Origin of the sequence: Rhodococcus sp. NPDC059968 (assembly GCF_042738615.1) — a bacterium.
GTDB lineage: Bacteria > Actinomycetota > Actinomycetes > Mycobacteriales > Mycobacteriaceae > Rhodococcus_F.
In genome coordinates this window covers 1-12,918 of record NZ_JBHWUE010000168.1, presented here as the reverse complement: position 1 = coordinate 12,918, position 12,918 = coordinate 1, and the positions used below count along the sequence as shown (strand labels likewise).

The following is a 12,918-nucleotide window of genomic DNA, read 5'->3' as shown; positions in this document are numbered from 1 at the left end:
CCGTCGCCGGCGACGGGTGCGGTGCGGGACACGATCCGTGAGCAGGTCGCCGGACCGGGGACCGACCGTCACCTCGCGCCGGAGATCGAGGCCGCGGTCACCCTCGCGGCCTCGGGCAGGTTGCTCGGGACCGCCGAGGGTGTCGTGGGTGCGCTGGCCTGACGACAGACCCGCGTTTCTGCGTCAGACCCGCTCGAACACCGCGGCCAGTCCCTGGCCGCCGCCGATGCACATCGTCTCGAGCCCGTACCGGGATTCGCGACGGTCCATCTCCCGCAGGAGGGTGGCGAGAATGCGGCCGCCGGTGGCACCGACGGGGTGTCCGAGGGAGATACCGGATCCGTTGGGGTTGAGACGTTCGTCGGTGGGGTCGAGATCCCAGCTCCGGAGGACGGCGAGGGTCTGCGCGGCGAAGGCCTCGTTCAGTTCGATGACACCGATGTCGGACAGTGACAGTCCGAGCTGACCGAGAGCCTTCTCCGTGGCGGGCACCGGGCCGATGCCCATCGTGCGCGGGGGGACGCCGGCCACGGCCCAGGACGCCATGCGGGCGAGGGGCTTCAGCCCGAGTTCCTTCGCCTTCTCGGCGGTCGTCACGATGCACACGGCGGCGCCGTCGTTCTGCCCGCTGGCGTTGCCTGCGGTGACGGTGGAGGCGGAGTCGATCTTGGAGCGGATGGCGCGGAGCTTGGACAGCGACTCCACCGTGGTGTCGGCGCGCGGGTGCTCGTCCTTGTCGACGACGAGCGGGTCCGACTTGCGTTGCGGCACCGTCACTCCGACGATTTCCTCGGCGAAGCGGCCGGATTCCTGCGCGGCGACGGCACGCTGGTGCGACTGCACGGCGAGCGCGTCCTGGTCCTCACGGCTGATGTCGAATTCGGCGCGGAGGTTCTCGGCGGTCTCGATCATGCCGCCGGGCACGGGGAAGTTCGCGCCGCCGGCGGTGACGCGGGCGCGGGCGAGCCGGTCTGCGAGTTGCACCCCTTCGCCCTTGACTCCCCAGCGGATGTTCGGGTTGGTGTAGAACTCGGCCTGGCTCATGGATTCGGCGCCACCGGCGAGGACGAGGTCGTTGCCGCCGGACGCCACCTGCAGCACGGCGGTGATGACCGCTTGCAGACCGGATCCGCAGCGACGATCCACCTGCATGCCCGGGACGTCGATGCCGAGTCCGGCGTCGAGGGCCGCGATCCGGCCGATGGCCGGGGCCTCCCCGCCCGGGGACGCCTGGCCCAGGATGACGTCGTCGATCTGGCTGCCCTCGATGCCGGTGCGTTCGACGAGCGCCGTGATGACGGTGGCCGCGAGACTCTGAGGGGTGATGTCCTTGAACACTCCGCCGAAGCGCCCGACCGGCGTTCGCAGGGGCTCGCAGATGACGACGTCACGCATGGGATGACCTTTCATGAAGATTCCTCGGGCACTGCGTCAGCGATTGACGGTGGCGAGGTCCTGTTCGATGTCGGTTGCGGTGACCCGCAGCGACGGGATGAGAGCGGAATGCAGATCCTCGAGGCTGTATCGCGCGGCCGGAGTGGAGATGTTCACCGCGGCGACGGTCAGCCCGGAGGCATTGCGGATCGGGGCGGCCATCGACCGCAGGCCTGCCTCGAGTTCCTGGTCGAGTACGCAGATACCGTCCGCGCGGACCGCGAGAATCGCAGCTTTCAGCTCGTCGCGGGCCGTGATCGTGCGTTCGGTGAGCCGCTGGATGTCGAGCTTTTCGAGGTACGCGTCGAGTTCGTCGTCGGGCAGTCCCGCCAGCAGGACCCGGCCCATCGAGGTGGCGTACGCGGGGAGCCGGGTGCCGATGGTGATGCCCACCGTCATGATCCGGCTGACGGGCACACGGGCGACGTAGACGATGTCGGCACCGTCGAGGATCGACACCGACGACGACTCGTGGACCTTGTGGCTCAGCCTCTCGAGGTGTGGCTGCGCGACCTCCGGCAGCGACAGACTCGACAGGTAGCTGTATCCGAGTTCGAGAACCCGCGGGGTGAGCCAGAACGCGGAACCGTCCGTGGCCACGTAGCCGAGCTCGACGAGGGTGAGCAGAAATCGGCGTGCGGTGGCGCGGGTCAGGTCGGTGGCGCGGGCGACGTCACTGAGCGTGCGCCGCTGATTCCGGTCGTCGAAGCAGCGGATCACGGCGAGGCCCCGGGCCAGGGACTGCACGTAGTCGGGGGACGGGAGGATCTTCTCCGTCGGTTCGGTAGCGGTCATGTCTGCGAATTCTCCTCCGTGGCCCCGGTGTCGGTGGAGGACAGGTCGGCGAGGGCCTGTTTGCCGAGTGCGAACCCGAGATTGCTGTTGGGCACTCCGGCGTAGACGGAGGTGTGGAGGAGCACCTCGCCGATCTTGTCGGCGTCGACACCCGCGCGGAGCGCGGCCCGGATGTGCATGTCGAGTTCGTGGTCGTTACCGACCGCGGTGAGGACGGCGATCGTGAGCAGCCGCCGCATCTCGTGGTCCAGCCCGGGGCGCGACCAGATGTCGCCCCACGCGGTGCGGGTGATGAAGTCCTGGAACGGTGCCGTGAAGTCGGTGGTTCCCGCCACGGAGCGGTCCACGTGCGCGTCGCCGAGTATCGAGCGGCGCACCGTCATTCCCTGTGCGTGCGCGGCGCGTCGTCCGCGCGCGTATCCGCCGCCGGCGATGTGTTCGCGCAGCAGCGCCGTGACGGCGCCTGCCTGCTCCAGGTTCGCGACGTGGGCGGCGGGGGAGAGTACCTCGAACCGGGCACCGGTGATGCCGTCCGCGAGGATCTGCATGACCGACGGCGGGGTGGACGGATCCTCCTCGCCCGCGATCACCAGTGTCGGTGCGCTGATGCGGGACAGATCGGCGGTGAAATCCCAGTCGGCGAGGGCGTCGCAGCATGCGGCGTATCCCTCGGGGGACGTCGACGCGATCATCTCGCGGTAGTGCCGGACGAATTCCGGATCACGCTTGGCGAGCCCCTCGCTGAACCAGCGTGCGACAACGGCATCCGCGAGCGACTCCGGACCGTCGGTGCGCGATGCGGCGGCCCGCTCGATCCATCCCTGCGGTTCGCCGAACTTCGCGGCGGTGCACAGCAGCGACAGCGACAGCACCCGGCGCGGAGCGTGCGCCCCGAGCCATTGGGCGATCGCCCCGCCCATGGACAGACCGACGATGTGGGCGGCGTCGACTCCGAGCGAGTCGAGCAGGGCGAGGACGTCCTCGGACAGTTCGCGGACGGAGTACGGGCCGTCCGGTGCCGGCGATTTTCCGTGGCCGCGTTGATCGACGGCGACGACCCGGCATTCGTCGGACAGCGCCGCGATCTGCGGGTCCCACATGGACCGGTTGGAACCGAGCGATCCGAGCAGGACGACGACGGGGGCGTCCGCCGCGCCGCTGCGGGGTCCGGAGATTTCGTGTGCGAGTGCGACTGTCATCGCGTTCCTTCCCGGCCGCGGGCCACTGTTTCCAGTGCGCGGTCGACGATGTCGTGGGCGTGGCCGAGGTATCCGGCGGGGTCGAGCAGGGCGCGGATCTCGTCCGCCTGCAGGTATTCGAGGAGCCCCGGATCCTCGTCGAGAGGGTGTCCGGTCTCACACGCGGCGGTCACGAGGTCGCGCGCGTTGTCGGTGCGGGCCGACAGGGCGCCGGTGACTCGTTCCGCGAGGAGCAGGCCACCGGTGATGTCGAGGTTGCGGGCCATCGCATCGGGGTGGACGTTCAGCCCGCCGAGCGAGTCGGCGATGCGCGCGACGGCTCCGCCGGTGAGGCGCAGCAGGTCCGTGAGCGTTTCCCACTCGGCGTGCCAGGCACCCGCGGCGCGCTGCTGCTCGTGATCCATCGAGCCGAGGATCGTCGCGACGAGTCCCGGGGTGCGGCGGGCCGCGGCGCGGGCCGCGATCGCGGCGACCGGATTGCGCTTGTGCGGCATGGCCGACGAACCGCCGGGTGACCCTTCGCTGACCTCGCCGACCTCGGTGGACGACAGGAACACGATGTCGGTGGCGATCTTCGACACCGCGCCCGCGGCCGCTCCGAGCGCCGACGCGAGCAGTGCGATGCGGGTGCGATCGGTGTGCCAGGGAACGTCCTGACGTGCCAGCCCGAGCTCGTCGGCGAGCACGTCGGCGACGTCGAGGCCGTGCGGGTAGAGCGCCGCGGACGTTCCGGCCGCACCCCCGAGTTGCACGGGGAGGGCGTCGAGTGCATCGAACAGCGCGCGAGAAGCCCTGTGCAGCGCCGTCATCCACCCGGCGGCGAGCACGCCGAACGTGGTGGGGAGGGCCTGCTGGCCGAGTGTGCGGCCGGCGATCGGGGTGTCGCGCTGGGCCCGCGCGAGCGCCTCGGCGCAGAGCACCGCCTCGTCGAGGGACGCCAGGATGTGCGCACCCGACCGGCGGCACAGCAGCATCAGGGCGGTGTCGAGAATGTCCTGACTCGTGGCGCCCTTGTGCACGTGGCTTCCGGGCACTCCGGAATCGGCGGCCGCGACCTCGTCGCGGAGCAGTTTCACCAGCGGGATCACGGGATTACCCCCCGCTGCGGCCGCCTCGCCGAGGGCTCCCACATCCACGGAGCCCTCGGCGACGACGCGCGCGAACACCGACGAGATGGCGTCGGCGGACGCGGCGGGAATGACGTCGCACTTCGCCTCCGCCCGGGCCACTGCCCCCTCGACCTCGACCATCGCGGTGACCCACGCCCGGTCCGAGAGCAGTGCCGACAACTCGCCGGCACCGAACGTCGGATCGAACAGGGCACCCCGGGAAGGCTCCGGAGAGTTCACGCGCGACACCTTTCTGGGTTGTGACCGACTACAGGGCGAAGAACGGGGTTTCCCGTCCGTCCGTGTTCTGCACGTGGATCGTCAGGTGGTATCCGCGACCGGTCTTCTCCGCGATCAGCTTGGGGCGGTCTGCTTCCGGGACGGCGGAGAGCACGGGGTCCGACGCGTGCGCGGCCGTGTCCTCGGGAAAGTAGAGGCGGGTGTACAGCCGCTCGAGCATGCCGCGGGCGAACAGTCCGACGTTGATGTGCGGGGCCTCGACGGCGCCGTTCTCGGCGGGGAGTGCGCCCGGCTTGACGGTGTGCACCACGATCGTGCCGCTTTCGTCGGCGAACACGCGGGCCAGGCTGCGGAAGCCTGCGGGGGTCGCCTCGGCGGCACCGCGGGGATCGGTGGGGCTGTCGAATCGGCCCGCGGCATCCGCCTGCCAGGTTTCGATCATCGCGTCGCCGATGGGCTGACCGGCGCCGTCGATGACGTCGAAGGACACGTCGATTCGGCCCGGCGCATCCTCGGGGACGGCGTCGCCGCTGTTCTCCCAGGTGGGGAACAAGCCGATGTGGACGTACGGGCCGACGGTCTGGGACGGGGTGACGCCGAACGACACCTGGTCCTGGCTCTTGGCGAAGACCGGGTAGCGGGGGGCGTCGGGGTTCTGGGTGTCGATCATCAGTGGCCCTCCGGGTCCTCGAACGGGGTGGCGTCCTGACCGCGCAGGACGATGTCGAACTTGAATCCGACGGCCCAGTTGTCGCGGGTGTGGTCGTAGTCGAACGTGCTGATCATCCGCTCGCGGGCCGCTTCGGGCACCGAGTTGTAGATCGGGTCCTGGAAGAAGAACGGATCGTCCGGGAAGTACATCTGCGTGACCAGTCGCTGGGTGAACGCCTGACCGAACAAGGAGAAGTGGATGTGAGCGGGCCGCCACGCGTTGTGGTGGTTGCCCCACGGGTAGGCGCCGGGCTTGATGGTCGTGAACTCGTAGTGGCCCTGCTTGTCGGTCAGGCAGCGGGCGACACCGTTGAAGTAGGGGTCGAGAGGGGCCGGCCAGGAGTCCATCTTGTGGCGGTAGCGGCCGCCGGCGTTGGCCTGCCACACCTCGAGGAGGGTGTCGGGGATGGGCTTGCCCGCACTGTCGAGGACGCGGCCGTGGACGATGATGCGCTGTCCCTGGGCCTCGCCGCCGTTGGCGTGGGTCATGTCGTTCTCACCCTTGGCGATGTCGGCGTCGCCGAAGACCGGACCGGTGATCTCGCCGAGTCGCTGCGGGACCAGGATCAGGTCGTTCTTGGGGCTGCGCAGCCGAGTCGTCTTGTACTCGGGGAACAGCAGCGGGGCATTGGCGTCGTGCCCGGCGTGGTGGTGGGCTGGCAGATGCAGCATGGAAAAGAATCCTCACGTTCTCGATGTGAACAGTCGGCCGCTATTCGCACATAGTAGTCGCGTTCTGTGATGGGGCCAACAGGCGGGGCCAAATTTGTTCGCAATGTGGATGGGTGTTCACTACTCGAACATTTTGCGGTAGCCTGGGTCACATGGTCAACAAAGTCTTCGCAACGGCGGCCGAGGCCGTTGCCGATGTCCCCGACGGAGCGTCCCTCGCGGTGGGCGGCTTCGGCCTCGTCGGTATCCCCTCGGTCCTCATCGACGCCCTCCTCGCACAAGGTGCGACCGACCTCGAGACGGTCAGCAACAACTGCGGCACCGACGGCTTCGGGCTGGGTCTGCTCCTCGAGCAGCACCGGATCCGGCGCACGATCAGCTCGTACGTCGGCGCCAACAAGGAATTCGCGCGGCAGTACCTCAGCGGAGAGCTCGAGGTCGAGCTCACCCCGCAGGGCACGCTGGCCGAGCGCATGCGCGCCGGGGGAGCGGGCATCCCCGCCTTCTACACCCCCGCCGGTGTCGGGACGCAGGTCGCCGACGGCGGTCTGCCGATCCGCTACGACGGCCAGGGCGGCATCGCGGTGGCGAGCAAGCCCAAGGAGACCCGCGAGTTCGACGGAGAGGCCTTCGTCCTCGAACGCGCCATCCGCACCGACTTCGCGCTGGTCCACGCATGGAAGGGCGACCGCCTCGGCAACCTCGTCTACCGGGAGACGGCCCGCAACTTCAACCCGGACGCCGCCGGCGCCGGTCGCATCACCATCGCGCAGGTCGAGTACCTCGTCGAGCCCGGCGAGATCGACCCCGCCGAGGTGCACACCCCCGGCATCTTCGTCCAGCGTGTGGTCGAGGTCGGCAAGCAGGAAACGGGAATCGAGAACAGGACGGTGCGGGCATGAGCTGGACGCGTGACGAGATGGCGGCCCGGGTCGCAGCCGAGCTGGAGGATGGGCAGTATGTGAACCTCGGCATCGGCATGCCCACCCTGATCCCCGGCCACATCCCGGCCGGCAAGGATGTCATCCTGCACTCGGAGAACGGCATCCTCGGCGTCGGGCCGTACCCGACCGACGACGAGGTCGACCCCGAGCTGATCAACGCAGGCAAGGAGACCATCACCGTGGTCGCCGGCGGCGCGTTCTTCTCCTCCTCCGACTCCTTCTCGATGATCCGCGGCGGCAGCGTCGACGTGGCCGTTCTCGGCGCCATGCAGGTCAGCAGCCACGGCGACCTGTCCAACTGGATGGTCCCGGGCGCCATGGTCAAGGGCATGGGCGGCGCGATGGACCTCGTCCACGGCGCAGGCAAGGTCATCGTGATGATGGATCACGTCACCAAGAAGGGTGAGCACAAGATCCTCGAGGAGTGCACGCTGCCGTACACCGGCAAGCGCTGCGTCCAGAAGATCGTCACCGATCTCGCCGTCATCGACGTCACCCCCGACGGCCTGCGCCTCGTCGAGACCGCTCCCGGCCACAGCGTCGAGGACGTCCAGGCGGCCACCGGCGCGAAGCTCCTCGTCGACGCCACCGTCTAGAAGAGCCCGCTCAGGCCCCGATCTTCACGCGCTGGGCTCCGGCATAGACGTTCATCGACTCCCCGCGGAGGAAGCCGACGAGCGTCGTGCCGGATTCCAGTGCCAGGTCGACGGCCAGCGAGGACGGCGCCGACACCGCGCCGAGCATCGGTACCCCCGCCATCACGGACTTCTGCACCAGTTCGAAGGACGCGCGCCCGCTGACGAGCAGGACGCTGCCCGACAGCGGCACCCGATCCTGCGTCAGCGCCCACCCCAGCACCTTGTCGACGGCGTTGTGCCTGCCGACGTCCTCGCGCAACGCGACGAGTGCGCCGTCGGGTGTGAACAGGCCCGCGGCGTGCAGTCCGCCCGTCGAATCGAAGATGCGCTGACCCGACCGCAGGGTGGCCGGCATCGACGACAGCGTGGCCGCCGTCACCGACAAGTCGTTGCCGGACAACGGGAATCGTGACCGCGTCCGCACCTGGTCCAGCGACGCCTTGCCGCACACCCCGCATGCCGACGACGTGACGAATCGGCGTTCGGGTCCACCCGGCGCCGGGACGCCCTCGGCCAGAACCACATCGAGCACGTTGTACGTGTTGGCTCCGCTCTCGTCGACGCCGTCGCAGTATCGGACGACGGACACGTCGTCGCGGCTCTCGATGACGCCCTCGGTCAGCAGGAACCCGTGCACCAGATCGATGTCGTCGCCCGGTGTCCGCATCGTCACCGACAGCGAACGGCCGCCGACCCGGATCTCGAGGGGTTCTTCGACGGCCAGCGCATCGGGTCTGCGTGTCGTTCCGTGCTCGGTGATGCGGACGACCGGGCGTCGCGCGGTGACGCGGCCCATCACCTGCCGCCGGATTCGAGCGGACTACGTGTGAACGAGGGGCGGGTCATGAGTCCATAGTGGCCCCGAACCAGGGACTGCGGCCAGTCGTTCCCGCGCGCCGCCGTGATGGGCCCGTACCCTCTGGGCATGGGTGTGAGCGTGCGAGCTGCGACCAGATCCGACCTCCCCGAGGTGGTGCGCGTCCTGGCCGACGCGTTCTTCGACGACCCCGTGATGGTGTGGATGTGGCCGGATCCGGAGCGCAGGCGCCGTGGCCTCCCGAGACTGTTCTCGGTCGAGATCCGCCATCACCACCTCGCCGGGGGCGGAGCCGAGCTGGCCGAAGACGACGACGGTGTGATCCGCGGGGCCGCCATGTGGGATCCGCCGGGCGGCTGGAAGGAGTCGACGTTGTCGTCGCTCCTCAGCCTGCCGGGGTTGGTCCGCGCGTTCGGCACCCGGCTGGGCGTCGGGGCCGCGGTGAGCGGAACCGTCGAGGACGCACACCCGGTCGATCCCGCGCACTGGTATCTGGCGACGATCGGAACGTCGAGCGCGGGACGGGGCGGCGGCTATGGGAAGGCGCTGTTGCAGTCGCGGCTGGACCGTTGTGATGCCGAGGGGCTCCCCGCGTATCTGGAGTCGAGCAAGGAAGACAACATCTCCTACTACCAGCGCTTCGGCTTCGACGTCACCGGCGAGATCCGGATACCGGACGGCGGGCCGACGCTGTGGGCGATGTGGCGGGAACCCGTTCGTGCGACCCCTTAGGCTAAGCTCGGCAAGCCTTACCTAAGTGGATCGTAGTACCTGGTAGACGAGAGGGTCGCCGCATGAACGTGGGTCAACAGAGGATCGGCCTGAGCCGACGCGGATTCCTCGTGGGCACCGGGGGAGCGCTGCTCGCGTTCGCCGCGGCCTGCAGCAGCTCGGACGGCGACGGCTCCGGCACCGGCAGTGAGCCGTCGGGCCCCGTCATCGCCCACAAGTACGGCGAAACCCAGGTGCCGACCGACCCGCAGCGCATCGTCAGTGTCGGCTACAACGACCAGGACACGATCCTCGCGCTCGGCGGCACGCTGGCCGGCACGTTCGACTGGTACGGCGACTACCCCTACGGCGTGTGGCCGTGGGCGCAGGACCTCCTCGGCGATGCGCAGCCCGAGATCGTGGGCACGGCATCCACCAACATCGACTTCGAGAAGGTCGCGACCCTCGCCCCGGACCTGGTGGTCGGCACCTACTCCGGCCTCACCCAGGCCCAGTACGACAAGCTGAGCGCCATCGCGCCGACGGTGGCGCAGCCCGCGGACTTCGCCGACTACGGCGTCCCGTGGCAGGACCAGACGAGGATTCTCGGCGACGCGCTCGGTAAGAAGGACAAGGCTGCCGAGCTGGTGTCCTCCGTCGAGACGCAGTTCGCCGACGTCCGGGCCGCCAACCCGGCATTCGCGGGGAAGTCCGTCCTCGTCGGCGCGCTCAAGGGCCCGGGGCAGTTCGGCGTGTACGGCCCGGAGGACCCGAAGGTCCGCTTCTTCACCGAACTCGGCTTCGTCAACCCCGCTGTGACAGAGCAGATCACCGGCAACTTCGCCGAGATCAGCACGGAGCAGCTGTCGCTCGCGAACGTCGACCTCCTCGTCTGGTACGCGGGGGGCGGTTACGGCGACAAGCTGCGCACGGAACTCGACAAGACGCCGATCTATCAGGAACTCGACGTGGTGAAGGCGGGCCGCACGATCACGCTCGAGGACGCCGCCGCCGAGGCGATGGCATGGAGCACCGTATTGAGCCTGCCGTATGCGTTGAACGAGATCCCGCCGCGGGTCGCGCCCCTGCTCGCCTGAGACGCGGATGTCCGACGGTGTGAGCCCGGTTCGTGATACCAACGACTCGTGACCGCGATTCCTGAACTCCACGCCGGAACTCCCTTCGACGACCTCGACGACTACCTCGCGCTCGGCCGCGTCGGCGGCCTCGCGCTGTCCGCGGACGGGCGAAGGCTCGTCGTCGCGCAGTCGACGCTCGACGAGAAGTCGACGAAGTACGTCACCGCGCTGTGGGAGATCGATCCCACCGGCGAGTTCGCGGCGCGCCGGCTCACCCGTGGTCGCAGTGGGGAGTCCAACCCGACGTTCACCAGCGACGGCGATCTCCTCTTCACGTCCTCGCGTCCGACGCAGGACGAGGACGACCTGCCCGACGACCTGTGGCAACTGCCCGCGCGGGGCGGCGAGGCGGTGGTCGTCGCGCGCCGCGGCGGCGGCATCACGGGGGTCCGCGCCGCTCGGTGCGCGCCGCGTTTCGTCGTCACTACCGGGGTTCTGGGGAGATCCGGCGAGTCCACCGACGACGAGCGGGTGCGCGCCCAGCGCAAGGAGAAGAAGGTCTCGGCGATCCTGCACACGGGCTACCCGATTCGCTACTGGGACCACGATCTCGGTCCCGAGGTGCCCCATCTCCTGTCCGCCCCGCTGGACGCGCTCGCGGACAACGGGCCGGAGCCGGAGTTGACCGACCTCACCCCGATGCCGGGTCCGGCGCTGCGGGAGGCGAACTACGCGCTGAGCGACGACGGCGCCTTCGTCGTGACCTCGTGGACGGTTCCCGGTCCGCTGGCGTCGATCCGGAACATCCTGGTGCGCGTCGACACCGAAACGGGGGCGCGCACGGTCCTCGTCGACGACGCCGACGCCGATCTGTCGGACCCCGTGATCTCCCCGGACGGACGGCGCATCGTGTTCACGCGGGAATCGCATGCGACACCCGACTCCGCGCCTCGATTCACGCTGCACCGCTATAGCTTCGACACGGGGACCGTCACGGAGGTGGTGCCGGGATGGGACCGGTGGGCCACGTCCGTGGTCTGGCTGTCCGACGGCTCGGGGCTCCTCGTCACCGCCGACGACCGCGGGCGCGCACCGATCTTCCTGCTCCGTGACGGCGCGGACCCGACACCGGTGACGACCGACGACTGCGCGTACACCGACCTGCAGGTGGCCCCCGACGGGTCGACGGTGTTCGCACTGCGTGCGTCGTACGCGGCGCCGCCGCACCCGGCGCGCATCGACATCAGCACCGGCGCCGTGTCACTGCTGAAGGCGCCCGCCGAGCTCCCCGAGTTGCCGGGCACGCTGACGGAGGTCGAGACGGTCGCCGCCGACGGCGCGGCGGTGCGCGCGTGGCTCGCGGTGCCGACCGGCGCCTCCGCTCACGCGCCGGTACCTCTCGCGCTATGGGTGCACGGCGGCCCCCTCGGTTCGTGGAACACCTGGTCGTGGCGATGGAATCCGTGGCTGCTCGTGGCGCGGGGATACGCCGTGCTGCTGCCGGATCCGGCGCTGTCCACCGGCTACGGGCAGGAGTTCGTCGAGCGGGGCTGGGGTAAGTGGGGAAAGGCCCCGTTCACCGATCTCATGGCGATCACCGACGCCGCGGTGGCGTTGCCGGAGATCGACGAGAAGCGCACCGCGGCGATGGGCGGATCGTTCGGCGGTTACATGGCCAACTGGATCGCCGGACACACCGACCGGTTCAAGGCGATCGTCACCCACGCGAGTCTGTGGGCGCTGGACCAGTTCGGCCCCACCACCGACGCCGCCTGGTACTGGCAGCGGGAAATGACGCCCGAGATGGCGGTGGAGAACTCGCCGCACCTGTTCGTCGCGGACATCGTCACTCCGATGCTGGTCATTCACGGCGACAAGGACTTTCGCGTACCGATCGGCGACGGGTTGCGGCTGTGGTTCGAGCTGCTGTCCGAGTCGGGGTTGCCTGCGGACGACGACGGTCGCACCGAACACCGCTTCCTCTACTTCCCGGACGAGAACCACTGGATCCTCACCCCGCAGAACGCGAAGGTCTGGTACCAGGTGGTGCTGTCTTTCCTCTCCGAGCACGTGCGGGGCGAGGACGTCGCGCTGCCCGAGATCCTGGGCCGGTAGCCCGGCGGACCGGGGCCGCTCCGAGGCGGAGTTCACGTCCGCTTCTCGCGACCCCGATCGAATTCCTTGCCACCCCATACGCCGGTCTGACCGGTGGCCCTGGCGAACAGCTCACAGCGCATCCTCAGTGCGCAATGCTGACAGACGTCGCGCGCGTACGCGAAATCCTCGGTCGGGAACGGGAACCACCGGTCCGGCTCCGGGTCGGCGCGGCACGCGGCGTCGACCCAGCCCGCGGGGTCGTCGGAGGCAGGCAACAGGGTGGACAGGGTCGTGTCCAGGACGTCGGTCATCGGGAGATCTCCCCTTCCCGGGAGAAGGTCGGTCGGTAAAGGTGGTGGAGGGATCTCGCGGCTAGACCCAATACCGTTTATTTATGGCGAGGGCACGGAGTCGCCCGAGAGGACGAGCGGTCTGCGGTCTACGCAGGGCGCGTTGCGGTGGTGCGGGTGCT

Annotated in this window: 13 protein-coding genes and 1 pseudogene; 6 read left to right on the top strand and 8 right to left on the bottom strand. The window is 69.3% G+C overall.

Features of this window, described 5'->3' with window-relative positions; all coding sequences use genetic code 11:
- Nucleotides 1-162: pseudogene (locus ACFWAY_RS51030) on the top strand (histidine ammonia-lyase); the annotation flags it as partial.
- 21 nt (nt 163-183) lie between these two features.
- Here ACFWAY_RS51030 and ACFWAY_RS51025 read toward each other — a convergent pair.
- From ACFWAY_RS51025 to pcaH, 6 genes are read right to left on the bottom strand one after another with little or no spacing between them, the layout of a single operon-like run.
- The gene (locus ACFWAY_RS51025; RefSeq protein ID WP_378452262.1) at nt 184-1,395 is read right to left on the bottom strand and encodes an acetyl-CoA C-acetyltransferase; all 1,212 of its coding nucleotides are present in this window, start codon (nt 1,393-1,395) and stop codon (nt 184-186) included.
- Nucleotides 1,396-1,431: 36 nt separating this feature from the next.
- On the bottom strand, nt 1,432-2,229 hold the full coding sequence (locus ACFWAY_RS51020; RefSeq protein ID WP_378452220.1) for an IclR family transcriptional regulator: 798 nt from the start codon (nt 2,227-2,229) through the stop codon (nt 1,432-1,434).
- Nucleotides 2,226-3,428: a 3-oxoadipate enol-lactonase gene (pcaD, locus tag ACFWAY_RS51015; RefSeq protein WP_378516148.1), complete on the bottom strand. Its 1,203-nt coding sequence runs from the start codon at nt 3,426-3,428 to the stop codon at nt 2,226-2,228. The genes ACFWAY_RS51020 and pcaD overlap by 4 nt, the downstream gene beginning before the upstream one ends.
- Nucleotides 3,425-4,777, bottom strand: coding sequence for a 3-carboxy-cis,cis-muconate cycloisomerase (gene pcaB, locus ACFWAY_RS51010; RefSeq protein ID WP_378516147.1), 1,353 nt, complete (start codon nt 4,775-4,777; stop codon nt 3,425-3,427). Before pcaB ends, pcaD begins: the two co-directional genes overlap by 4 nt.
- Before the next feature lie 28 nt (nt 4,778-4,805).
- Complete coding sequence (gene pcaG, locus ACFWAY_RS51005) at nt 4,806-5,447, bottom strand: protocatechuate 3,4-dioxygenase subunit alpha (protein WP_378516146.1); 642 nt, start codon at nt 5,445-5,447, stop codon at nt 4,806-4,808.
- Nucleotides 5,447-6,160, bottom strand: coding sequence for a protocatechuate 3,4-dioxygenase subunit beta (gene pcaH, locus ACFWAY_RS51000; protein ID WP_378452224.1), 714 nt, complete (start codon nt 6,158-6,160; stop codon nt 5,447-5,449). The genes pcaG and pcaH overlap by 1 nt, the downstream gene beginning before the upstream one ends.
- Nucleotides 6,161-6,312: 152 nt before the next feature.
- Between pcaH and ACFWAY_RS50995 the strand changes: the two genes are divergently transcribed.
- Entirely contained in the window at nt 6,313-7,062 is a 750-nt protein-coding gene (locus ACFWAY_RS50995) for a CoA transferase subunit A (RefSeq protein WP_005248111.1), read from the top strand.
- Nucleotides 7,059-7,700: a 3-oxoacid CoA-transferase subunit B gene (locus tag ACFWAY_RS50990; protein ID WP_378452225.1), complete on the top strand. Its 642-nt coding sequence runs from the start codon at nt 7,059-7,061 to the stop codon at nt 7,698-7,700. The genes ACFWAY_RS50995 and ACFWAY_RS50990 overlap by 4 nt, the downstream gene beginning before the upstream one ends.
- Nucleotides 7,701-7,710: 10 nt before the next feature.
- On the opposite strand, the gene fdhD is transcribed toward ACFWAY_RS50990, so the two are convergent.
- Entirely contained in the window at nt 7,711-8,538 is an 828-nt protein-coding gene (gene fdhD / locus ACFWAY_RS50985) for a formate dehydrogenase accessory sulfurtransferase FdhD (RefSeq protein WP_378452226.1), read from the bottom strand.
- 129 nt (nt 8,539-8,667) lie between these two features.
- Between fdhD and ACFWAY_RS50980 the strand changes: the two genes are divergently transcribed.
- From ACFWAY_RS50980 to ACFWAY_RS50970, 3 genes are all read left to right on the top strand, one after another.
- Complete coding sequence (locus tag ACFWAY_RS50980) at nt 8,668-9,291, top strand: GNAT family N-acetyltransferase (protein ID WP_378452227.1); 624 nt, start codon at nt 8,668-8,670, stop codon at nt 9,289-9,291.
- Nucleotides 9,292-9,353: 62 nt separating this feature from the next.
- On the top strand, nt 9,354-10,367 hold the full coding sequence (locus ACFWAY_RS50975; RefSeq protein WP_378516145.1) for an iron-siderophore ABC transporter substrate-binding protein: 1,014 nt from the start codon (nt 9,354-9,356) through the stop codon (nt 10,365-10,367).
- A gap of 48 nt (nt 10,368-10,415) precedes the next feature.
- Nucleotides 10,416-12,464: a prolyl oligopeptidase family serine peptidase gene (locus ACFWAY_RS50970; RefSeq protein ID WP_378516144.1), complete on the top strand. Its 2,049-nt coding sequence runs from the start codon at nt 10,416-10,418 to the stop codon at nt 12,462-12,464.
- 32 nt (nt 12,465-12,496) lie between these two features.
- On the opposite strand, the gene ACFWAY_RS50965 is transcribed toward ACFWAY_RS50970, so the two are convergent.
- Nucleotides 12,497-12,757, bottom strand: coding sequence for a WhiB family transcriptional regulator (locus ACFWAY_RS50965; protein WP_378452230.1), 261 nt, complete (start codon nt 12,755-12,757; stop codon nt 12,497-12,499).
- Nucleotides 12,758-12,918 lie beyond the last annotated feature (161 nt).

Bases quoted from the DNA above. Each gene is read 5' to 3' on its own strand.
- ACFWAY_RS51025 (WP_378452262.1), bottom strand. From the start codon at position 1,395: ATGCGTGACGTCGTCATCTGCGAGCCCCTGCGAACGCCGGTCGGGCGC.
- ACFWAY_RS51020 (WP_378452220.1), bottom strand. From the start codon at position 2,229: ATGACCGCTACCGAACCGACGGAGAAGATCCTCCCGTCCCCCGACTAC.
- pcaD (WP_378516148.1), bottom strand. From the start codon at position 3,428: ATGACAGTCGCACTCGCACACGAAATCTCCGGACCCCGCAGCGGCGCG.
- pcaG (WP_378516146.1), bottom strand. From the start codon at position 5,447: ATGATCGACACCCAGAACCCCGACGCCCCCCGCTACCCGGTCTTCGCC.
- pcaH (WP_378452224.1), bottom strand. From the start codon at position 6,160: ATGCTGCATCTGCCAGCCCACCACCACGCCGGGCACGACGCCAATGCC.
- ACFWAY_RS50995 (WP_005248111.1), top strand. From the start codon at position 6,313: ATGGTCAACAAAGTCTTCGCAACGGCGGCCGAGGCCGTTGCCGATGTC.
- ACFWAY_RS50990 (WP_378452225.1), top strand. From the start codon at position 7,059: ATGAGCTGGACGCGTGACGAGATGGCGGCCCGGGTCGCAGCCGAGCTG.
- fdhD (WP_378452226.1), bottom strand. From the start codon at position 8,538: ATGGGCCGCGTCACCGCGCGACGCCCGGTCGTCCGCATCACCGAGCAC.
- ACFWAY_RS50980 (WP_378452227.1), top strand. From the start codon at position 8,668: ATGGGTGTGAGCGTGCGAGCTGCGACCAGATCCGACCTCCCCGAGGTG.
- ACFWAY_RS50975 (WP_378516145.1), top strand. From the start codon at position 9,354: ATGAACGTGGGTCAACAGAGGATCGGCCTGAGCCGACGCGGATTCCTC.
- ACFWAY_RS50965 (WP_378452230.1), bottom strand. From the start codon at position 12,757: ATGACCGACGTCCTGGACACGACCCTGTCCACCCTGTTGCCTGCCTCC.